Origin of the sequence: Hyphomonas atlantica corrig. (genome assembly GCF_000682715.1) — a bacterium.
Lineage (GTDB): Bacteria > Pseudomonadota > Alphaproteobacteria > Caulobacterales > Hyphomonadaceae > Hyphomonas > Hyphomonas atlantica.
The window spans coordinates 38291-60650 of sequence record NZ_AWFH01000009.1; the positions used below are offsets into that span (position 1 = coordinate 38291).

The 22360-nt window shown below is 57.8% G+C and carries 19 protein-coding genes; 14 read left to right on the plus strand and 5 right to left on the minus strand.

The genetic code is table 11. From position 1 onward, the window contains the following. Nucleotides 1-118 precede the first annotated feature (118 nt). Nucleotides 119-1084, plus strand: a complete 966-nt coding sequence (locus tag HY36_RS06745; protein WP_155841759.1) for a hypothetical protein — start codon at nt 119-121, stop codon at nt 1082-1084. Then, nucleotides 1081-2157 (plus strand): acyltransferase family protein, encoded by a 1077-nt coding sequence (locus HY36_RS06750; protein WP_035550298.1) that lies wholly within the window; start codon nt 1081-1083, stop codon nt 2155-2157. Before HY36_RS06745 ends, HY36_RS06750 begins: the two co-directional genes overlap by 4 nt. Before the next feature lie 12 nt (nt 2158-2169). On the opposite strand, the gene ychF is transcribed toward HY36_RS06750, so the two are convergent. Continuing rightward, nucleotides 2170-3267, minus strand: a complete 1098-nt coding sequence (ychF, locus tag HY36_RS06755; protein ID WP_035550299.1) for a redox-regulated ATPase YchF — start codon at nt 3265-3267, stop codon at nt 2170-2172. Nucleotides 3268-3417: 150 nt separating this feature from the next. Here ychF and HY36_RS06760 point away from each other — a divergent pair, with 150 nt between their 5' ends. Then, nucleotides 3418-4308 carry a toll/interleukin-1 receptor domain-containing protein gene (locus HY36_RS06760; RefSeq protein WP_035550301.1) on the plus strand — a complete coding sequence of 297 codons (891 nt, stop codon included), beginning with the start codon at nt 3418-3420 and terminating at the stop codon, nt 4306-4308. A 1-nt stretch (nt 4309) separates the two neighbouring features. On the opposite strand, the gene HY36_RS06765 is transcribed toward HY36_RS06760, so the two are convergent. The 3 genes from HY36_RS06765 to HY36_RS06775 all read right to left on the minus strand — a co-directional run bounded on the left by HY36_RS06765 (nt 4310) and on the right by HY36_RS06775 (nt 6820). Then, entirely contained in the window at nt 4310-5098 is a 789-nt protein-coding gene (locus HY36_RS06765; RefSeq protein ID WP_035550304.1) for a thioesterase family protein, read from the minus strand. A gap of 133 nt (nt 5099-5231) precedes the next feature. Then, nucleotides 5232-5552, minus strand: a complete 321-nt coding sequence (locus tag HY36_RS06770) for a 2Fe-2S iron-sulfur cluster-binding protein (protein ID WP_035550306.1) — start codon at nt 5550-5552, stop codon at nt 5232-5234. A 17-nt stretch (nt 5553-5569) separates the two neighbouring features. Further along, nucleotides 5570-6820, minus strand: a complete 1251-nt coding sequence (locus HY36_RS06775) for an NAD(P)/FAD-dependent oxidoreductase (protein ID WP_035550308.1) — start codon at nt 6818-6820, stop codon at nt 5570-5572. A gap of 164 nt (nt 6821-6984) precedes the next feature. Between HY36_RS06775 and tsaE the strand changes: the two genes are divergently transcribed. From tsaE to trxA, 6 genes are read left to right on the plus strand one after another with little or no spacing between them, the layout of a single operon-like run. After that, the gene (tsaE, locus tag HY36_RS06780) at nt 6985-7440 is read left to right on the plus strand and encodes a tRNA (adenosine(37)-N6)-threonylcarbamoyltransferase complex ATPase subunit type 1 TsaE (RefSeq protein ID WP_035550351.1); all 456 of its coding nucleotides are present in this window, start codon (nt 6985-6987) and stop codon (nt 7438-7440) included. A 1-nt stretch (nt 7441) separates the two neighbouring features. Next, nucleotides 7442-8515 carry an aminoglycoside phosphotransferase family protein gene (locus HY36_RS06785; protein WP_241764161.1) on the plus strand — a complete coding sequence of 358 codons (1074 nt, stop codon included), beginning with the start codon at nt 7442-7444 and terminating at the stop codon, nt 8513-8515. Further along, nucleotides 8515-9243 carry a nucleotidyltransferase family protein gene (locus tag HY36_RS06790; protein WP_035550312.1) on the plus strand — a complete coding sequence of 243 codons (729 nt, stop codon included), beginning with the start codon at nt 8515-8517 and terminating at the stop codon, nt 9241-9243. Before HY36_RS06785 ends, HY36_RS06790 begins: the two co-directional genes overlap by 1 nt. Beyond that, nucleotides 9209-12289 carry a double-strand break repair protein AddB gene (gene addB, locus HY36_RS06795; protein WP_081806073.1) on the plus strand — a complete coding sequence of 1027 codons (3081 nt, stop codon included), beginning with the start codon at nt 9209-9211 and terminating at the stop codon, nt 12287-12289. The genes HY36_RS06790 and addB overlap by 35 nt, the downstream gene beginning before the upstream one ends. Beyond that, nucleotides 12282-15809, plus strand: coding sequence for a double-strand break repair helicase AddA (gene addA / locus HY36_RS06800; protein WP_051602580.1), 3528 nt, complete (start codon nt 12282-12284; stop codon nt 15807-15809). Before addB ends, addA begins: the two co-directional genes overlap by 8 nt. Nucleotides 15810-15869: 60 nt before the next feature. Further along, nucleotides 15870-16190: a thioredoxin gene (gene trxA / locus HY36_RS06805; protein ID WP_035550317.1), complete on the plus strand. Its 321-nt coding sequence runs from the start codon at nt 15870-15872 to the stop codon at nt 16188-16190. A gap of 55 nt (nt 16191-16245) precedes the next feature. Here the strand turns inward: trxA and HY36_RS06810 are convergent, their stop codons facing one another. Further along, nucleotides 16246-17199, minus strand: a complete 954-nt coding sequence (locus HY36_RS06810; RefSeq protein ID WP_035550320.1) for an ABC transporter ATP-binding protein — start codon at nt 17197-17199, stop codon at nt 16246-16248. 119 nt (nt 17200-17318) lie between these two features. Between HY36_RS06810 and HY36_RS06815 the strand changes: the two genes are divergently transcribed. The 5 genes from HY36_RS06815 (at nt 17319) to HY36_RS06835 (ending at nt 22269) form a co-directional block, all read left to right on the plus strand. Then, on the plus strand, nt 17319-17522 hold the full coding sequence (locus HY36_RS06815) for a zinc-finger domain-containing protein (protein ID WP_035550323.1): 204 nt from the start codon (nt 17319-17321) through the stop codon (nt 17520-17522). 30 nt (nt 17523-17552) lie between these two features. Then, nucleotides 17553-18734 (plus strand): FAD-dependent monooxygenase, encoded by a 1182-nt coding sequence (locus HY36_RS06820; protein WP_035550325.1) that lies wholly within the window; start codon nt 17553-17555, stop codon nt 18732-18734. Nucleotides 18735-18805: 71 nt separating this feature from the next. Then, nucleotides 18806-20182: an L-serine ammonia-lyase gene (locus HY36_RS06825; protein ID WP_035550328.1), complete on the plus strand. Its 1377-nt coding sequence runs from the start codon at nt 18806-18808 to the stop codon at nt 20180-20182. Beyond that, nucleotides 20182-20772, plus strand: coding sequence for an exopolysaccharide biosynthesis protein (locus tag HY36_RS06830; protein WP_035550330.1), 591 nt, complete (start codon nt 20182-20184; stop codon nt 20770-20772). Before HY36_RS06825 ends, HY36_RS06830 begins: the two co-directional genes overlap by 1 nt. 249 nt (nt 20773-21021) lie before the next feature. Next, nucleotides 21022-22269: a tyrosine-type recombinase/integrase gene (locus HY36_RS06835; RefSeq protein WP_035550333.1), complete on the plus strand. Its 1248-nt coding sequence runs from the start codon at nt 21022-21024 to the stop codon at nt 22267-22269. Nucleotides 22270-22360: the final 91 nt, after the last annotated feature.

Below are 22360 nucleotides of genomic sequence, written 5' to 3' on the forward strand. Positions count from 1 at the left end.
GCACATGCAAACGACTCAGAACAGCAAGATACTGGTAGTGGTTCATGGCAGGGGACGTGGACGGGAGGTTCCGACAGGAAAGGCTTTCCAGAAGCGTTTGGCGCAAACAAACCACTCCTTGCTCCAGGATATTCGAATTCACGAGACTGGAGCAGGCGTTCCAAGTTTGGCGGACGTGCGTGCAATTGTGTTCTGGCTGGGCGACCCGCTGCAACAGAAATATCCAGATTGCTATAGAGAGGCCACAGCTATCGCGGATGAGGCAGAGGCGCTCGGTTTGAAAGTGCTGAACCACCCAGAGGCGCTTTGCAATACGTCCAAGACGATGCAAGCGCGCATCTGGAGCGAAAAAAAGGTGCCGAGCGCTGCAGTTCGTCTGGTGCGGAATGACTCTCAATTGAGGTCCGCAGTATTCGAGTTGGGGAAGCCCTGCATTGTGCGGAGCGATTGCGAACATGCACAGCGCGATGTGACTATCGTCCGAAATCAGGAAGATCTTGCGCGTTGCCCACTGACGTCCGGCACTGCATCAGCTGTTCTGCGGCTCTATGACATTCGCCAGGAGTACCGCGACGTACGGGGTGGGTTTTCGCACTTGTTCCGCGAGTACCATCACAAGGCACGCGCCTTTGTGATTGGCGACCAGGTCATGGCCAGCCATCTGTTCTTCTCCAAAAGCCCTATCGTAGGTCTTTCAAATTCACTTTTCTCCCGAGAATCCAGCCACAATCGCGCCGTAGCGCGTAAATTCGGATATCACCGACATTTGCTTGACGAGTTGATTGAGGCGGATCAGCAATACTTCAACAGCCCAGTGCTTGGTCGTGCCCATCTTGTGCAGGCTGTCCGGAGCCTCGATCTTGATATCGCAGCGGTCGACTACAGTATTCGTCCCGATGGCCAGGTCATGATATGGGAAGCGAACCCTTATTTCTGGCTGCCGGAAGGAGAGTCCAGCGTGCTCTCTGAAGAGCGACATGCTGTTCAACGTGTACAGAAGTCCTTCGACTGGATGGCTGACTGTCTTCAGGCGGCAACACCTCAGACCGGCACAGCCGAATTTGAGGAGGTTGTTTCGGCATGAGCAACACCGCGAAATACGCCGCGTCCTCCATACCTGCTGCAAGGATTGATTGGGTCGATTACGCAAAGGGGATTTGCATCATACTCGTTGTGATGATGCACACCGTGAATGGTGTTGAGCAAGTGTTGGACGGCATGGGGTGGATGCATCCTGTGGTGGACTTCGCCCGGCCATTCCGAATTCCGGACTTTTTCCTGGTCGCGGGACTTTTTCTTGGGCGGAGTATTCACGGCCCGCTCAGCGGCTATGTCGATCGGAAGATCGTACATTTCGTCTATTTCTACCTGCTCTGGCTGACGCTGCAGTTTCCTGTTCTGCACTTTGACGGGATGGTCGAGCATCCTGGCTATTTTGTGAAGATGTGGTTGTTCAGCCTGGTAGAACCGAGCAACTCGCTTTGGTTCGTGCACATGCTGGCGATTTTCTATGTTGTGACCCGTTTGCTCCGCAACGTACCGATATGGATTGTGTTTGCTGGGGCGTTCATTCTTCAATCGCTTTATCAGCTCGTCATAATCGACACAGGCTGGGGCATCATCGACCGCTTCTGCAACCGGTATGTCTATTTCTTTCTCGGCTACGCGTTCGCGCCACAGATATTCCAGTTTGCGGAACGCGCCGCGAAAGCGCCGTTGATTTGGCTTGCCGGACTAATGGCCTGGGCCGTGGTAAATTGGTGGGCTGTTACCTTGGACCTGCACGAGCAGGTCATCACCAGTTTCGTGTTCGGTATGGCAGGGGCTACCGCCGTCTGCGTGGTGTCGTCTCTTTTGACGCGGTTCAAGGCTGCTGACTTCCTGCGCTATTGCGGGCAGCACTCAATCGTCATTTACCTGACCTACGTATTTCCGCTCGTCCTGATGGAGCGTTTCGTGCTGCCGAAATTCGGGGCGCCGTTTGGCGACATCGGGCTGGCCAGTGCGCTGACGCTTATCCTGGCTGTCGGCCTGCCGCTCATGTTCCATGCCCTGATCCGAGGCACGGCTTTGAACTTTCTGTATGTTCGGCCGAAATGGGCAAGCCTGACAGCGAAACGCTCAGGAAAGGGCCGCGCTTCGCTGTCGGCGGAGTAATTGTCGTAGGGATCAGACGTTGAAGCGAAACAGCATCACGTCGCCATCCTGAACGACGTATTCCTTGCCTTCGGCGCGCATTTTGCCAGCTTCCTTTGCGCCTGCTTCGCCATTGTGCGCGACATAGTCTTCAAAGGCGATCGTCTCGGCGCGAATGAAGCCCTTCTCGAAGTCGCCATGGATGACACCGGCGGCTTTCGGCGCTGTCCACCCTTTGCGAATGGTCCAGGCGCGAGACTCTTTCGGGCCTGCGGTGAAGTAGGTCTGCAAGTCCAGCAGGTCGTAGCCGGCGTGGATCAACCGGGTCAGGCCGGGCTCTTCCAGGCCGAGTGTCTCCAGATATTCGCCGCGGTCAGGATCATCCAGCAGCGCAAGCTCCGCTTCGATCTGTGCTGAAATCACGACGCACCCGGCGCCCTCTTGTTCGGCGCGTTCCTCGACGCGTTCGGAATATTCGTTCCCGGTCGCCGCGCTCTCTTCGTCGACGTTCGCGACGAAAAGCACTGGCTTCGATGTCAGCAATTGCAGCATGTTCCAGGCTTTGATGTCGTCCTTAGCGACTTCTGCCCGGCGAGCAGGGCGACCTTCGGTCAATTCGGCGAGTGCTAGGTCGATCAGCGCCACCTGCGCCTTCGCTTCCTTGTCGCCGGAATTCGCTTTCTTCACGACGCCGGCCTTGCGCTTTTCGAGGCTTTCGAGATCGGCCAGCATCAGCTCTGTTTCAACGACTTCGAAGTCGGCGATCGGATCGACCTTGCCGCTGACATGCGTGATGTCGTCATTCTCGAAGCAGCGCAGGACGTAGATTACGGCGTCCGTCTCGCGAATGTTGGCCAAGAATTTGTTGCCCAGTCCTTCTCCCTGGGAAGCTCCTTCAACCAGGCCGGCAATGTCCACGAAGTTCATGCGGGCGGGAATGATTTCCTTCGACCCTGCCACTTCGGCCAGCTTCTGAAGGCGGGGCTCCGGAACGGCCACTTCACCGACGTTGGGTTCAATGGTGCAGAATGGATAATTGGCAGCCTGTGCGGCGGCTGTTTGCGTAAGCGCGTTGAAGAGCGTGGACTTACCCACATTTGGGAGGCCGACGATGCCGCATTTGAAACCCATGAGAGAGCTCCCGAATAATTGGTTACGCCGCGCAACTAGCGGTATTCTCAGCCGAAAAACAGACTGAAATATCGCCTCACAGCGGAATTGGGTGGAATGTTAAGGGTCTATGGGTATGCTTGGCCTGTTACTTCAAGAGGTGGCGCGCACATGGCGTATGATGTTTTTCTGGTCTCGGCGATCGAGGATCGCGACATGGCGAAGCTTGTCGCGCGGCGTTTACGCTCCCTGAAGTTCAAGGTTTGGTTTGATCAGAAACAGACCGACAACACGTTTGACGCCAAGGATGCGCGCAATGCGGGCAATTCCGAATACATGCTGGTCATGTGGTCCAAGGATGCGGTGAAAAGTGATTGGGTGCGGGCAGCGGCCTCGGTGGGCCACTCACGTCCTGGCATGCTCGTTCAGACAAGCCTCGACAAAACCATTCCCTATGAACCGTTCAAGAGCGACAAGCGCTTTTCTATTGAAGGCATGACCTCCCGCAAGACGCCGGAAGGCTTCTACAAGATGATCGAAGAGCTCGGGCAGCGTGCTGGCCGGTCCGATCTGCGCGAATGGATGGGGTATGGCAAAAAGGACGAAGATGCGCGGGCCGATTGGATCGCGGCGCATCCAGACGATCCAATCGCTATTGACGACAAGAAGAAGCGCGAGAAGGCGATGGGCATCAAGCCTGCGCCAGCCGCAGAAACTGCGAGCGCTGCAGCGCTGGCGAAAGCTTCCGTCAAGCCTGTCCCGAGCCAGAGCGCCGTTCGCAAGCCTGTTGCCACAAATGCGACCAAGGCATCCGATCCGCTTGGAATGGGGTGGGGCACGCTCGCGGCTGTAGGTGCTGCTGTGTTTGCGATGTTCTTTCTCAGCTGGATCTTTCGGTCGCAGACGATTGCAGCTCCGGTTCACGCAGGTGCGCCAGGTGTTGGAAACGCTTATGTTCTGCAACAGGCCTGTCCTGTTGGAGAGGTTCCCGCTTCGCTCCTGAAAGTGTTGGAGCCTGGCCCGATTATCAATGACACCGAAACGCCAGACTCCGAAGACTAGATTACGCAAACATCGCGATCGTCTGTCGGCCGATCATGATTGGCTCACCGCGCGTATTCCAGAGTGTCATTGCCTGACTGTTGTATCCATCCTTTGACGCTTCCGCGATGTGGCGGGCAAGGAACCAGCCGTCATCCGTCTGGATATCGTCCGTCAGGAACTCTGCCATCCAGGTCATGGAACTGATCAAGGCTGGTTCGGTCAGCATGGCCATGGACGCTGGGGGCGGGGCATCCGCCAGCGCCAGAACAGAAATGTCACTTGGCGCGACGGCCCCATCCTTGTGACGCATCCACAGGGACATGTCGGCCTTGTCTGCACCCGACATGGGCGGCTGACCTGCGGCCAATCTCATATTGAAGTTCCGCGTGAAGGCCGGGCGGCGATTTGAATCTCCGAAGAAGGACATCGTTTCTTCCGGGGTGCTGACGTCCGGCGCGGGGAGGTTAGCAAAGTTCAGCCGGGACTCCCTGTGTGCGCCGAATGCAAAGATGGCTTCGGCAGCTACTCCGGTCTCGCCGGTCATCCGCACGCTTGTGAACACGGTGTTCTTGCCTTCACGCAGCAGTGTGGCGGTACATTCGACGTCACCGGAAACGGGGCCGACAAAGGCCACTTGGGCGGAGCGGATCTGTCGTCCGCCCGATGTTGGCAGCGCGGCCTTCAGGCAGAGCGCGGATGTCAGGCCGCCATAGGTCGTGCGCCCCTGCATCCAGGTCTCGGGAATGTGAAACGATATTGACCGGTCTCCGGTCTGCTTGCCGCTCTCCATGAGGGATGTGAAGTCCATTGAAAGTCTCCGTATCTTGCCGCTCAGACTTAGTCAGTTCCGGAAAAGAACCAACTGGTAACGCTGGGGCATCCAGATGCAAAAACGCCCCAGCTTTGACCGGGGCGTTGTGGATTGCGTTTTAAGGTTCAGACTAGTGCTGGCTTTCCGGTGTGGTCACCTTCAGGCCGTCCAGCGCGTCCGATACGGTGATCTGACAGGACAGGCGGGAGTTTTCCTGAACGTTCTCGGCAAAATCCAGCATGGACTTTTCCATCTCTTCCTGTTCGCCAACCTTATCCATGAAGGCTGCGTCCACATAGACATGGCACGTGGCGCAGGCGCAGGCGCCGCCGCAATCGGCATCGATGCCGGGGATGGAATTCTTGATCGCGGCTTCCATTACGGTCTCGCCGTTCTGTGCCTCTACGACACGCTCAGTGCCGTCGTGATCGATATAGGTAATTTTCGCCATGGGCCGGTTTCTCTCCTTCAAGCTGCCGATGCTTTAGCGGCAATCTCTTTCATTGATATTGATGTATCTGCCAGAATGTCAGCCGATATTTTTGCACCTGACATGATGAGCTTTTTCGACGCCAGAAACTCCGGCGGGCTATTGATCGCGTCCACCGCGATGAGTGTGCCGTTTTTCAGGTAAAAGGCAGCGAATTTGCGGTCTTCCGGATTTCCGCGCACGACGATTTGGTCATACCCTTCGCTCAGGCCTGCGATTTGAAGTTTCAGGTCATATTGGTCGGACCAGAACCAGGGGCAGTCTTCGACAGGCCGTGACTTGCCGAGAATTGCCGCGGCGGCCAATTTGCCTTGCTCAATCGCATTGTGAACGCTTTCCAGACGGCCGGAGCGTCCGAAGTGAACAAGCGGACGGCTCGCGCAATCGCCCGCCGCGAACACTCTCGGATCAGATGTACGTGCGTCGCGATCAACCAGGATGCCATTATTGCAACTGATCCCCGCGTCCTTGGCGAGTTCTTCGTTGGGCAGAATGCCAATCCCGACGAGCACGATATCTGCGTCCAAAATTGTTCCGTCACTCAACACAGCTTTCGAGACGGCTCCATCTTCCGTACCTTCGAGCTTCGAGAGGCTGGTTTCTGTTCGGATGTCCACGCCTTGCCGGCGGTGTTCGTTCTCGTAGAACTCACTCATGACGGGGCTGGTCACGCGAGCAAGAACGCGCGGTGCCATCTCAAGCACGGTTGCCTTCAGGCCCATTTGTTGGGCGACGGCAGCTGCTTCGAGCCCGATATAGCCAGCGCCAACGATAACGATGGAGCGGCCTGCGACCATTTGCGGGCGGATGCGCTCCACATCAGCCAAATCCCTCAGCGCGTAGACATGTTCGAGATTGGCGCCTTCAATCGGCAGGTTCCGCGGGCGCGATCCGGTGGCGATGATCAGTGCGTCATAGTCGAGCTTGCCTCCATGTTCGATTTCGACGGTCCGGTCTGCTCGATTGATCGCGGTGGCGCGGGTCGAAAGGACCAGATCCACATTGTTGTCTTCGTACCAGGCCGCTGGTTTGAAATAGAGGCGTTCCTCGGCAAACTCGCCCTTCATGTAGGCTTTTGACAGGGGTGGACGCTGGTAAGGCAGGGCGGCTTCGGCGCCGACAAGTGTCAGCTCGCCGTCATAGCCACCCATTCGCAGAGACTGGATCGCCTGTGCTGCGGCCTGACCACCGCCAAGCACCACAATTCGTTTTGCGTCCGTAAGATCCAAAATCCCGTTCCCCGGCTACGTAGCGTCAATTCATGACGCATGCGTCATTTTTCCTGTTTCTAGGCCAGTCTGCCTGTTACCGCAAGGCATGTCACCACGCCAATTGCCGCAATTTCGACAGGAAACGATGGTGTCTCCTGGTTCTCTTTTATATGCAGAATGTGATGACTCAGACTTACGAACTAGAAGACGAAGCCCGTACACTTCAATTAGGTGCGGAGCTGGCAAGCCTGGTGAAGCCGGGGGATGTGATTGCCCTGCATGGCGGGCTTGGTGCCGGCAAGACGACGTTCAGTCGCGGATTGATCTGCGCTTTGGTGCCTGTTGTTGAGGACGTGCCCAGCCCCACTTACACGCTGGTACAAGCTTATGATGGGCCAGAGTTTCCGGTCTGGCATTTTGACCTGTATCGCCTTGAGTCGCCCGATGAGATGGACGAAATCGGCTGGGATGAAACCCAAGACGGCGTGGCGCTGATCGAATGGCCAGACAAGGCCGGTTCGCGGCTGCCAGCCTGGCGTCTCGACATTGTCTTTGACTTCGAGGGTGAGCATCGGCGCGTTACGCTGGAACCGCATGGCGAAGACTGGCAGAAACGGTGCGATGAGTTTCGATTCTAGCATGCGTGATAAACTGATCGCCGCATTCCTCTCCCAGCATGGTTGGGGGGACGCGGTGTTGCTGCCACTTGGGCAAGATGCCTCTACGCGCCGCTACATTCGGCTGGCGATGCCAGATGGGACAACGGCCATGCTCATGGATGCTCCACGCATTGAGGCGGATCCGTGCCCACCGGATGCCGACGACGCGACGCGCACTGCGATGGGGTGGAACGCCCAGACGCGGCTGGCCGCATCGCGCGTGGATGCATTTGTGCTGATCGCCAATCATCTGCGTTCGCTCGGCTTTGAGGCGCCAAAGGTCTTGGCCCATGACACGCAAGCTGGCCTCGCGCTGTTGCAGGATTTCGGAGACGGGATGGAACTCGCGCGTCATTTGGAGCGCACGCCGGAGCTTGAGGTTCCAGCCTACACGCTTGCCGCTGACATGCTGGCCCGGCTGCACGCTCATCCAATTCCTGATGTCGTCTCGGACGGCAATGAGCATTGGCCGATCCTGGAGTTTGACCGCCTCGCTCTGGCCTCGAACGCGGATCTCTATGCAGATTGGCTGCCGGTGGAAGCTGGTGGCAAAGCGCTCAGCGGAACCGCGCGAGCCAAATGGGAACAGGAGCGCGATGCGTTGATCGAACAAGCGATGTCGTTTCCGCGCGTGTTCACGCTGCGCGATTACCATGCTGAGAACCTGCTGTGGCTCGGGGGCGATCGCATTGCATTGCTGGACTTTCAGGATGCGGTGAAAGGCTGGGACGCCTGGGATATGGCAATGCTGACACAGGATGCGCGAAGGGAAGTGTCCGAAGCGGCATCAGAGGCCGCCATCCGGCATTATCTCGACCAGACCGGAAAGGCGCGTGAGGCATTCGACGAACGGCTCGCTGTAATTGGAGCGCTGAACGCGCTGCGCATTGCAGGTGTGTTTTCAAGGCTTCAACACCGCGATGGGAAGCCGCGCTACGGAACATTCCAGCCACGACAGTTGAAACTACTCGCGCGCAACCTGTCTCATCCTGCATTGGCTTCCATGGAGGCTTTCGTACGGGAAACGACACCTTTTGTATTTGAGGAATCCTGATGCCGATTGAAGTTCCGCATACGGCCATGGTGCTCGCCGCCGGGTTGGGCACACGGATGAGGCCGCTGACGGATACGTGCCCGAAGCCGCTGATTGAAGTGTCCGGAAAGCGTCTTATGGACCGTATGATCGAGCCGCTGATTGCGGCCGGTGTGAAGCGGATTGTCGTTAATGTGCATTGGCTGGCCGATCAGGTGGAAAACCATGTTTCCGGCATCGAAGGTGCAGACGTGATTGTATCTGACGAGCGCGGCGAAGTGCTTGAAACAGGCGGGGCGCTGGCGAAGGCAGCGCCTTTGCTCGGCGAGGATCCTATCTTTGTCGTCAATACTGATGCGTTCTGGGGGCGCGGTGATCCAGCGCCGTTTGTTCAGCTGGCTGAGGTGTTTGATCCTGATCGCATGGATGAACTCCTGCTATTGGCCGACACCCAGCGCAGCCTCGGATATGGTGGCGCGGGGGACTTTATTCGGTCCGAAACCGGCAGCCTGTCCCGACGTGGTGACAATCCCTCAGCCCCTTGGGCGTATGCAGGCGTTCGCATTCTGAAGCCTCAGGCATTTGCCGGGCTGGAGGTTGAGCGGTTTTCAGTTGCCTGGCGTATCTGGGGGCCACTGGTTGAGGCGGGGCGATTGCACGGTCTGCCGCTGGATGATTTCTGGCTCCATGTCGGCGATCCGGACGCGTTGAAGGATGCTGAGACGTGGTTGCGCTGTCATGGTCAGTGATCCGAATATTTTCGGTGCCGGGGCGTCGAAGGCCTGGTCCATCCCGCCCGGCGAAAACTTCCTGAAGGCCCTCGCGACGGAACTGGCCCACGCCGTGAACCTTTCCGGGAATCCAGATGCGCTCGCTGATGCGACGATCTATGTGCCGAACAGGCGATCCGCACGTGAGTTGTCGGCGGCGCTGTATCTCGCCGCAAATGAAACGCCGATCCTGTCACCGGATATCCGCGCGATGGGGGATCTTGAAAGCGATGAGGCGCCTCCTGTTGCAGAGATATCCGAAACGGACCTGCCGCCAGCCGTAACGTCTGCCACGCGATTGGGGAATTTGGCGGCGCTGGTGCAAGCCTATTATCGCAATAGTTCCGGTATGGACGTGCCGCCTTCGTCCGCGCTTGCCGCAGCAAACGAACTCGCGCGTCTGCTGGATCAGGCGCATCTTAGCGCAGAGGCCGACTGGAGCGGCCTTCCTGATCTGGTGAAGGAAGCAGACCTCGCCCAGCATTGGGAAAACTCAGCGAAGTTCCTTGAAATCATCACAACGGCATGGCCAGCGTTTCTGAAAGAACAGGGAGCTGCCGACCCACTCGAACGGCGCCTGCTGGCGGCTGAAGCGACCGCAAATGCGTGGCAGAGCGCTATGCCTCAGGCGCCCGTTATCATAGCGGGTTCTACTGGCGCAACGCCTTCAGGGCGTGCGCTGATGAAGGCTGCGCTTCAACTGCCGAAGGGGTTGGTCGTGTTTCCCGGGCTTGATAGGGATGTGTCCGAAGAGCAGCGTCTCGCGATTCTGTCCGAGATCGGACATCCCCAGAATGCTCTGATGAGTACGCTGCAGGACTTGAAGCTTGATCCCGGCGATGTCGCGGAGTGGCCACGAAGCCAGGCGAACCCTCACCGCTATGCACGCCGCCGCATGATCATGGAGGCGCTGGCACCTGCAGATGCTACTGCCGACTGGCGTGACACGCTTGATCAACTCGCTGCAAGTGCGGAGACGGATGTTGCGACCTTCGCGAGGCAGGCGTTGGATGGCTTGTCCCTGATTGAGGCGCCGGATGAACCTGCCGAAGCCTCCGCCATTTCTCTGATCATGCGGGAAACTCTTGAAGTTGAGGGCCGTACGGCGGCGCTTGTCACCCCGGACGCTGGCCTTGCCCGGCGGGTATCGGCCTTGTTGAAGCGGTGGAACATAAACGTACCGCCTTCTGCCGGTATTCCGGTGGGGCGCACTGCAGCGGGCAGTTTTGTGGGACTCTGCGCCAAATGGGCGGTTGATCCGGGCGATCCGGTTCTGATGATGTCTGTCCTGTCGCACGAACTCGCGGCGCCCGTTGAGGGGCTTGCGGATCTGGAATTGTATTTCCTGCGTGGTCCACGCCGTTGGCGATCCCTCGCCGAGTTAGTTGAGAGTATACGCTTGCGGGACACGATCGAGCCCTATCCTCAGTTCAAATCGGATCACCAGATTGCAGCAATTGATCTGGTCCAAAACCTCATTTCGCATTTCGATCATGCGCGGGCTGATCTGAGCCAGTTACAAGATGTCACTGGGGCTGAAGCGATAGAGCGCATTGCAGCTTTGTCGGAAGCGGTCAGCGAGACGCCAATGCCCTGGGCCGGCGAAGACGGGGCGGCCACAAGTCGCTTGCTGGAATTTGTCCGAGACGTATCGGGATCACTTGGCCCGATGAAGCCATCGGCGCTGGCAGATCTGGTAAATGCTCAAGCGGCCCAGATGACGGTCAGCTTCGGTGAGGCGGAGCATCCGCAATTGTCTATCTGGGGGCCATTGGAGGCGCGCCTGCAGACAGCAGACCGCGTCATTCTCGCTGGACTGAATGAAGACGTTTGGCCGAAACGACCGGCAGCTGACGCGTTTCTTCCGCGACATTTTCGGGCGCGATTGGGTCTTGGGGACCCGGAAGAGCGGATGGGTCTTGCGGCGCATGACTTTGCCCAACTTGCTTGTGCTCCAGACGTGACGCTGGTCTATTCGGCGCGTCGCAATGATGCTCCAGCGGTCGCGTCTCGCTGGGTCTGGCGTCTGAAAACGCTGGCGGAAGGCGCATTGGGCAAGGACGCGGCAGCGCATCTGGCGCCAACGGTGTTTGACCCTGTCGACCTTGTCGAGGCGCTGAAGAATGACGGTGTCGATTCACTCCCCGATTTCAATGCCGAGCCTACGCCCAGCGCACGGCCGGAAGGGTGGCCAAAGCGTCTTTCGGCGACGCGCGTCGATCTCCTGCAGAGAGACCCCTATGCATTGTGGTGTGAGCAAGTGCTGGGGCTGTCGACCGTGGATGCCCTGAACGATGATCTTGGACCTGCGCCGCGTGGCACGGCCATTCACCGCGCTCTCGAACTTTTCGAGGAAGACGGGAGACCCAAAACATCCGAACAACTCATGGCGTTGCTCCGGCAGGAATTGCTTCGCGTAGGCGAGCCTGCGGATGCTTGGGCCGCCCGAGAGGCCGTCTGGCAGCGCACCGTCGATTGGTTTCTCGTCTGGCGCAGTCAGCGCGATACGTCAGGTGGGCGACTGAAGCAGGAAGTCAGAGGGCGGATCGACTACGAAGTTGGCGGGCATGCTTTCACACTTTCAGCCACCGCTGACCGCATTGAGCGCACGGCGGTTGGGGACCTCGTTATTGTGGACTTCAAGACTGGCAATCCACCGCGTGACAAGGAAGTCGCGACGGGCCTTAGCCAGCAAATGCCGCTCCAGGCCCTGATCGCGCAGAAGGGGGGCTATGAGGGCGTTCCAGCCGCGCGCGTCGATCAACTTCATTACGTTGCCTTCAAGGCCAAGCCAGATGCCTTTAGCCTCGGCGGGAAGCATAGTCTGCCGACTGAACCAGTGGAGATGGCGGTTATCGCAGAAGAGGGATTGTTGCGCCTGATTGAGGCCTATCGTGAGCCGTCTGCACAATTCCTGTCTGCACCACGGGTCAAGTTCGTCAAGTACGACAATGGCTACAATCTGCTCGCGCGTCGCGCCGAATGGGCAGGTGACACAGAAGACGGGGAGGCCGGTGATGTCTGATGTGAAGCTGACGGACAAACCGCAAGACACCGAAGACTATTTGCGTGCCAACAAGGCGCAGCTCGCGTCCGCAGATCCCTCGCACCCGGTCTTTGTGATGGCCAATGCAGGCAGCGGCAAGACCAAGGTGCTGATCGACCGGGTTGCTCGTCTTCTGCTCAGGCGCGAAGATGGCCGCCCCGGTGCGAAGCCGGACTCCATCCTGTGTATCACCTACACAAAGGCGGCGGCCAACGAGATGTTGTCTCGCTTGTTCCGTACGCTCGGAAAATGGTCGATCATGCGCGACGAAGAGCTGCGCGAAGAGTTGTCTCGACTGGAAGGCCGACCTGTCAGCGCATATGAAACCGACGATTTGCGGGCGGCGCGGGCTCTGTTTGCTCGCGCGCTTGAAACGCCAGGTGGTCTACGTATCGAGACCATTCATGCCTTCTGTGCACGTATCCTGCGGCGCTTCCCACTGGAGGCTGGTGTGTTGCCAGGTTTCGCGGAAATTGAGGAAGAAGAGGCGCAAGCCATCTGGCAGACTGTTCGTGCAGACGCTGTTCTGAAAGCGGCGGAGGTCGCACCCGAAGCGCTAAACGTGCTCGCATTAGAGGGCGGCCATGATGGCGCAGACGTCGCGCTTGATGCGATGCGCTACCAGATGAACATGTATCTGGAGTTTGCCGAGCAGTATGACTTTGATCAAGACCGAATGCGTGCTGCGTTGGTTGACGGACTGAATGCGCCAGAGGCGAGCCCGTCTGAAATCCTGTCGCTTGCGATGGGTGAGGAAATGCCGATTGACGCATTGCGAGAAGCGCTGATCAGCTTGCGAGCTTCCGGAAAGCGGGATGACACGCGGACCGCCGATGCTGTCGAGGCCGCGTTGAGTGAAGAAGATCCAGTGCGGCGCTGGGAGTGCTACCGGCGTGCCTTTTTCGGTGCGACCGGAAATCCGTACAAGTCTCTGTATAACGCGGAAGCAGGCAAGGACGATAATGTTGTTTCCCTGTTTGCAACGAAAGCCGAAACGGGCTCAGAGGTCGCGCGAGTGGATGAAGTTGCTGCGAAGCTGAAGCTAGCCGAGACGGTTGAGCGTACATCAGCATTGTTGGCGGTTGGTCTGGACGCGCTGGTCGCTTATCAGGAAGAAAAACGGCGACGTGGGGCTCTGGACTTCGATGATCTCATCCGCAAGACACGAGACCTCCTGACACGGACCGGAATGTCAGACTGGGTGCTCTACAAGCTTGATGGCGGTATCAGTCACATCCTGCTTGATGAAGCGCAGGACACCAGCCCTGAACAATGGGAATTGATCAACGCCCTGACGAACGAGTTCGCCGCGGGGCAGGGTGCAGAGCGCCAGCAGGACCCACGAACGCTATTTGTCGTGGGAGACGAGAAACAGTCCATTTACTCCTTTCAGGGCGCCGATCCCGCAAAGCTGCGCGCGCAGGAACAGGACTATGTGCGTCGGGATTCCACCGCCGAGTCGCAGACGATGGAAATGTCGTTCCGTTCGTCGCCGGAAATTCTGAGTTTTGTGGATGCGGTATGGAATTCAGCACCACCTATCGATGTGGCAGCGGGCACGCATCCATCGCTCTCCGCCGAGGGCGTGAAGCATACGGCGCGCCGCGCGGGTCAAGAGGGGCTCGTGGAATTGTGGTCCGTCGATGAGCGGGATGAGGACGAAGATGCTGACGCCTGGTCCCGTCCGGTGAACGCTATGAGGTCAAGTTCGCCTAAAGCGCGCCTTGCGACACGACTGGCGCAAGAGCTGAAGGCCATGGTAAAGCGCGGCGAGACTGTCTGGGAAGAACTGCCTGACCGGAGTTGGCAACGGCGTGCAATGCGACCGGAAGACATTCTGATTCTCGTTCGCAGTCGGACAGGCGGCTTGTTTGACGCGATGATTTCTGCCTTGAAGGCTGCCGGACTACCTGTTGCAGGCGCAGACAGGCTGAAGCTTACCGACCACATTGCCGTGCAGGACTGCCTGAACCTCATGAGGTTCGCGCTGTTACCCGAAAGGGACCTGGCGCTCGCCGAAATTCTGAGGGGGCCGTTTGTTGGCCTCGTGGACGATGATAGATATCTCTATCCGCTCGCTTCGGAGCGCAGGCGAGGGGAGACATTGTGGTCGCGTGTTCAGGCGAGTTCCGATCCAGACGTGCAGCAGGCGTCCAGGTTTCTTTCCGGCCTGATCGCCAACAAGAGAAAGCCGCCTTACGAATTTCTCTCTGAAGTTCTGGATGTGCCGGGTGCGGACGGGAAGACAGGGTGGGAAAAGATCAATGCCCGGCTCGGCACACCCGCGCACGATCCGGTTGAGGCATTGCTCTCGCGCGCTCAGGGTTTTGATGCATCCGAGCCTTCATCCCTTCAGGCTTTTGTCGCTGAAATGGAAGCGAAGCTCGTAGAGATCAAACGAGACCTTGCTGCGCCGGAGGGGCAGGTGCGCGTAATGACGGTGCACGGAGCAAAAGGCTTGCAGGCGCCGGTGGTTGTGATGCCGGATACGACAGCTGGCCCAAAGAGCGTTTCTTCCACCATGTTCGACGTGGATGGCATGCCAGTCTGGTCTCCCAGGAAAGATAGCGACGTGCCAGCAGCAGAGCTGGAACGTGCCATCGCCAATGCCAAAGCCGAAGAAGAATTTCGTCGATTGCTCTATGTAGCCCTAACGCGGGCACAAGACAGATTGATCATCGCCGGGCATTGGCACGGCGCGCGACCGCCAGGCTATCATGACCGAAGCTGGTATGCCTTGTGCCAAACTGCGATGAACAAGCTCGGCGGCGATGCCGACGAGTATGGCGTCCACCGGTTTGGCGACTTGCCGCCCAAGCTTGCGCCAAGCAAGGATGGTAGACATGCTTTGGCCGATCTGCCGAACTGGGTCTCGACCTCACCAGACCAGCCAGGCAGCGCACGCCGTTTCGGAGCGCCGTCCAGCCTTCTGGGCCGCAAGACGCCTGTGCTCGCGCCATTCAGCCAGACCCGGCAGGAACGTCTCCGTCGAGGCCGGATCATCCACGCTTTGCTGGAATACCTGCCTGCGCTTCCCAAAGAGGCGCGGATTGATTCTGCCGACAAATATCTTGCCCGTTTGCCGGACCTGGAAGACGGTGAGCGGGAGGAGATGGCCGAGGCTGTATTCGGTATTCTCGATGCGCCAGAGATGCAGACGCTCTTTCAGCCAGGCGGCCGGGCGGAGGCGGCGATTGTGGGGTCTGCTCCAGAATTGCCAGATGGTCTGATCGTGAATGGTCGGGTGGACCGACTGGTCGTGACACAAGACGAAGTTCTGATTGTGGATTTCAAGACTGATCAGCCCGCTCCGGAGTCCCCCGAGGGGGTGGCGGAGACCTATCGGGCTCAGATGGCGGCCTATTGGGCCGTTTTGCGCCGGGCCTATCCGGGCCGGCAAATACGCACCGCTCTCTGCTGGACCGACGGTCCGCGCCTGATGTTCCTGCCTGAAGAGATGCTGTTAGAAGCGCTAAAGGGTGCGCAGAGCGTGGTTTGACTTGCTGAAAGAGTCCCTATGTATGATCCAACGGAAACAAAAGCATGAAGGAGCCAAGGCATGGCTGCGGTAAATGTTACGGATGATGAGTTTGACGGCCTGATCGGAGATTCCGATGTGCCAGTCGTTGTGGATTTCTGGGCTGAATGGTGTGGCCCGTGTAAGCAGATGGCCCCTCACATCGATGCCGTGTCAGAAGAGTTGGCCGGTGAAGTGAAAGTTGCGAAGATCGATGTCGACGCGAATCCGATTGCCCCGTCGAAGTACGGTGTGCGCGGCATGCCGACCCTGATGATCTTCAAGGGTGGCAAGCTGGCTGCGACGCATCTTGGCGCGATGAGCAAGCAGGCCATTACGGACTGGATCAAGCAAAGCGTCTAAAAGCGTTCTTGCGGTAAAGAATAAAAAAACGCCGGCTGCGATGCCGGCGTTTTTTTTATGCGGCTTGTGATGTCAGGGCGATAAACACGTCTTCCAGATCCGGCGCTTCTGTGACGAGGTCGCCTACGCCAATACCGTTTGCGCGCACCGTTTCCAGCAGGCGGCCAATGCCGGTTTCGCTGGTGCGGAACGTGATGGCCAAATCACCATCCGGACGCAGTGTGGCGTCCATGCCGGCCAATGCTTCTGGTACAGCGGTCAGCGGCTCCTTCGGCGTGATCACTAGTGTCTTGTAGTCGAGACGCGACAATAGTGTTGGCGTCGGCTCGCAGGCGACGATTTCGCCATGATTCACGATGGCGATGGAATCACACAATTCTTCGGCTTCCTCCAGATAGTGCGTCGTCAGGATGATGGTGGTGCCGTTGTCGTGAAGCTCGCGCACATAAGTCCACAGGGAGCGGCGTAGCTCAACATCAACGCCCGCGGTGGGTTCATCCAGAATCAGGACGGGCGGATTGTGGACAAGTGCCTTGGCCACCATCAGTCGGCGTTTCATGCCGCCGGACAATTGGCGCACATAGGCGTCTTTCTTGTCGTCCAGTCCGACAGCGGCAAGAATCTCCTCGCTGCGGCGCTCGGATTTGGGCACGCCATAAAACCCGGCCATCAATTCCAGCATTTCCAAGGGCGTGAAGAAAGGATCGGCCACGATTTCCTGATTCACAACGCCAATCGCCGCACGGCTTTGGCGGGGGTGCTCATCAATATCGAGGCCCCAGATGCTTGCCGATCCTGATGTCTTGTTCACCAGTCCGGCCAGAATATTGATAAAGGTCGATTTTCCAGCGCCATTCGGACCCAGCAGACCGAAGATCGATCCCCGCGGTACTTGCAGGTTCAGCCCCTTCAATGCGTGCTTTTCGGGCATCTTGCCCGAAGCGCGGTAGATTTTCTGGAGGTCTTTGACTTCAATCGCGAAGTCTGGGGCAGGTTTGCTGGACGACATGCAGGGGACCTTTTCACTCTGTCCATTCGATCTTGCGCCGATTGGCGGTGCGATCTAGGTAGGACCATGTGGCTTCGGTAACAACCATGCCAGCGAAATTGCAGATGGAATTAGAGATCATGTCCACGAACCGCGATGTGCTTGACCCGCCAGAAATCGTCATGGTGAACACCCACCGCGTATCGTGCAATGGTGGTGGAGGTGCCCTCGGGCATCCACGCGTCTGGTACGAGATGGGTGACGAGGATTTCGTTGAGTGCAAATACTGCGACCGTCGCTTCATCCTGATCGGCGGCAAGCTCGACCCGTCGCGCGCGAAATGATTGCAACACACTGATGAGTGAGGTGTCCGAATGCGCGTCCTGATAGTGGGCGGTGGCATCGGGGGCCTTACGGCTGCGCTGGCGTTCGATCATTTCGGTCATGAATGCAGTGTGATTGAACAATCAGGTGTCCTGAGTGAAATCGGGGCAGGCATTCAGCTGAGCCCGAATGGCATGCATGTGCTGAGCAAGCTCGGCGTTTCGGCTCAGATTGCTCGCCATGCGTTCAGGCCAAAGGCGCTTGAAATGCGGATGGGGCGCAGTGGCACGCGATTGTTCGACATTCCACTTCGCAAGGCTGCGATCAATCGCTGGGGCGCGGACTATCTGCATGTTCACCGCGCCGACCTGATTCAGGCGCTTTCCGATACCTTGGCAACGCGGCAACCGAATGCGCTGCGACTGGGCGCGAAAGTCACTTCATACGAGCAGGATGATGCGGGTGTTCATGCTGTCCTCGACTCAGGCGAACGCGTTTCGGGAGATTTATTGGTTGGGGCAGATGGCATCCACTCCGCGATCCGGGCAAAGATGCTCGGTCCGGATGCGCCACGCTATACAGGCATGACAGCTTGGCGAGCCGTAACGCCGGTATCTGACCTGACGCATGTTCCACCCCCGACGGCTGCAGTCTGGACGGGATCCAGACGTCATGCGGTGACCTATCTTCTGAGGGGCGGTAGCCTCGCAAACTTTGTCGGCGTAGTGGAGCGCAAGGCAAAGCATCTCGAATCCTGGACAACTGAGGGTAGTCGGGAAGATGCGCTGGCCGATTTCAGCGGTTGGAACCCTGTCGTGAACGACATTATCCAGAATGCGCCAGTGCTTCACCGCTGGGCTCTGTTTGATCGGGACGAGCTGAAACGCTGGTCGGACGGGCGTGCCGTGTTGCTGGGGGATGCGTGCCATCCGATGTTGCCGTTCCTTGCGCAAGGGGCCGTCATGGCAATCGAGGACGCCTATGTGCTTGCGCGGAGTGTGACTTCGCAGGCCGATTTGCCATCCGCCTTCAAGACCTATGAAACCTTGCGAAAGCCAAGGACGAGCAAGGTACAAGCGGGGGCCCGCGCGAATGCCAAACTGTTCCACAAAAGCAATCCGGTGACCAAGCTCTCGACCTATGGCCCTATGTGGGTGGCGGGTCGGATGATGGAGTCCTTTGTTCACGGGCGAAACGATTGGCTGTACGGCCATGATGTAACGGTTGGCTGACTGCGCATCGCTTGTGCGGTGGCGCCGGAACGTGCACTCATTGATTTCATCTGAAACCAAAGCGGGATTTCATGCTTTCAGTTCTCGACCTTTTTCGCGTGGGGATCGGCCCTTCGAGTTCGCACACTGTTGGGCCAATTCGCATTGCCGCGCGCTTTGTTTATGCGCTCGAGCAATCCGGTGCCTTTGACCGCGTGGGTCGTGTTCAGGTCGAGTTACAGGGATCGCTCGCCCTGACAGGTGAAGGGCATGCGAGTCCAAAGGCGGTCATGCTTGGACTGGCAGGCTTCGCACCGGAAACACTCGATCCGGATGAGGCAGAACTGGCCGTTGCCCGCATTGGCGAAACTCTGAGTTTGAAATTGGCAGGGCGCATGCCCATCCGCTTCGACCCGGCGACTGACATCATCATGGCCTATGACGTTATCCCGGCCCTTCATCCGAACGGGATGCGCCTGACGGCCCATGATGAACAGGGCGGCGTGTTGCTCGACGAGACCTGGTTTTCGACCGGCGGCGGATTCATTGCCTCGCAGCGACAATTGGAGCGGCCGGTAGAAGACGATCTTGTTCCCACGCAAATCAGCGTCCCTTACGCCTTCACTTCTGCAGCTGAGCTGATTGAGATGTGCGAACAGGGAGATCTTGCAATTGAGCAGCTTGTCCTTGCCAATGAGGATGTGCTGCGACCCAGAGCTGAGACGATCGCTGCCCTCGATCGGATTGCCGGCGTCATGCGCGGCTGCATTGAGCGCGGGCTTGCCAAGGACGGACTTCTGCCCGGAAAGCTGAAGGTGAAGCGCCGCGCTGCGGCGCTTTGGAAAAAGCTCAATGATGATCGCGGATCCAATGAGCGGGAGCAGCTCTTCGACTGGTTGAATGTCTACGCGATGGCGGTAAACGAAGAAAATGCCGCGGGCGGGCAGGTGGTGACAGCACCGACAAATGGTGCGGCGGGAATCATCCCGGCCGTGATCCAGCATTACTGCTCAGACACTGACGATTCGGTTGAACGAACGCGTCGCTTTCTGCTGACGGCAGGCGCTATCGGAATCCTGTACAAGCAACGCGCGTCGATCTCCGGTGCGGAAATGGGATGCCAGGGCGAAGTCGGCGTTGCCTGCTCAATGGCGGCGGGAGGACTTGCCGCGGTGTGGGGCGCGAACCAGCAACAGGTGGCGAATGCGGCGGAGATCGGGATGGAGCACAATCTCGGCCTGACTTGCGATCCGGTAGGCGGGCTTGTGCAGATACCCTGTATCGAACGCAACGCGATAGGTGCGGTGAAGGCGGTGAACGCGGCTCGTCTGGCGCTGCACTCGACGGGGCATACTCATGTGTCTCTTGATCAGGTCATCGAGACGATGCGGCAGACCGGGCTCGACATGTCTTCTAAATACAAGGAAACCAGTCAGGGTGGTCTGGCCGTTAACGTCGTGGAGTGCTGATGACGCGCGTCAACAATCTCGGCTCCCTGCTGGAAAGCCTGCAGGAACGAACCTCTGGTGAAAAGGTGTCCGTCGGGGCGATGCTGGATGCCGTGGGGCGTCGATCCTATGGTCCCTTGTTGCTCCTGCTTGGCTTCGTGTCGATCAGTCCCTTAACCATCATCCCGGGCGCAAACTGGCTTGTGGCGCTGATTATCTTGTTGATTGCCGCGCAGATTGTATTCGGGAAGAAGTTTCCGTGGGTGCCGCGCAGAATACTGGAGTTCGAGTTTCCCCGGTCGGCGCTGCTTCAGGGCGTTGAGCAGGCTTACCCCTATGTCTGCCAGGTGGACCGATTCCTGAAACCGCGACTCGCTTTCCTGACAGAGCCGCCTTTCGTTCAACTCGTCGCATTGATCTGTATCGCAGCGGCGCTGGTGTCGTTTCCGCTGGGCCTCATTCCGTTTGGTCCGGTGTTGCCGGGCGTAACGGTCTTGCTGTTTGGATTGGCCCTTACCGCGCGGGATGGATTCGTGCTGATCCTGGCCGGGCTGGGCCTCGCCGGAAGTTGCTATCTCATGATCCGGCTTTGGGAGCGGCTTGTTGGCTAAAACCAAGCAATAGCAACGCACAAGACTTAAATCTGACTTGTAGGGGAAGGTGGCTCCGCGAGTAGGAAATTTTGGCCGATTTCACCGTATTTCACGCCGTTCCATTTCGACGAAAATTGCAATTTAATCAGAGTGTTCGAAGAATTTTCTTGTGCTCTCGTGTTCCATCATATACCCCCTTAATCAAATTCCTTTTGGTGGGTAGGTTGGTGGGGCGAGACTGGCTCCACATTGCGGAGTCGAACTCAGATGCCGAAGATCGTTACCCCACTTTCAGCCAAGTCTGTCCAATCTTTACAACACAATGGGGTGGGCAGAAAGACCATGCACCCAGTCGGCGTTGTCGACGGTTTATACCTCGTGATTTATGAAACTGGCTCCCGGTCTTGGCTGTTTCGCGCGATGCTGAATGGACGTCGACGTCATTTTGGATTGGGCTCAGCAAGATTCGTCACGCTCGCAGAGGCGCGTGAAAAAGCAAAAGCCTGGAAAAAGCTTATCGCTGAGGGGATCGATCCGATCGCTAGTAAGAAGGCTGTCGAAGAACGTAGGATCAATTTTGCGGATGCCGTCGACCTGTTTTCTGAGTTGGAGCTCCAAGATGTCAAAGAGAAGGAACGAAAAGCCTGGCGCAGCTCGCTGAACACCCACATTATACCTTGGCTTGGAAAACGAGACGTCAACACAATCACCTCCTTACAAGTCGCCGAGGTGATGAAGCCTCTTTGGATTGAAAAGCGCGAAATGGCGAAGAAGCTTCGCATCAGGCTCGATAAAATATTTGTTTGGCTGAAGGCAAAGGGGTACCGGACAGATGATAGCCCCGCAAAATGGGCTGATCTCAAGCCCATTTTGAATCCGCTTGGTCGCGATAAGGTCACGCAACACAGGCCAGCGGTTCCTTTTGTTCAAGCCCCGACTTGGTTCTCGCTGCTCCGACAGAAAGAGCCCATATCTGCGCGCGCGTTGGAATTTCTTTGCCTCACGGCGGTGCGGTCAGGGGATGTGAGGTTTCTGACGTGGAAAGAAATCGACTTCGATTCTGAGGTCTGGACAATTCCACCAAACCGCGAGGGGACCAAGCTGAAGACACGACATCATACCGTCCCGCTCACGGCCCCAATGATGAAGCTGCTGCGTGATGCCGAAGATATCCGCTTCAGCGATTATGTTTTTCCTGGCGTGAACGGCGGGCCCATGAGTGACAGCACTATCTCAAAGATCATGCGGGAGATCCATAACGATGAAGTGAATCTTGGTCGCTCAGGTTTCCTGGATCAGCAGACGGGAAAAAGGGCTGTACCCCATGGTCTGCGATCTACTTTTAGAGACTGGGTCGCAGAGCTTACAGACTATCCCGGTGAACTTGCCGAAATTGCGATCGCGCACAAGCAGGGCTCCGACACTGAACTCGCTTACAAACGCATGTCGCAGGTCGAAAAGCGAAGGCCAATGATGGCGGACTGGGGAGAATATTTGCGAGGCGGTTCGAACTAGGGGGGACTCCGATTAGAACGACTGAAATTCGCCATTTGCGGTCATCGATGTGATCTCCATCTGTCCGTCGTCAGGTATTTGAGACTTCAGG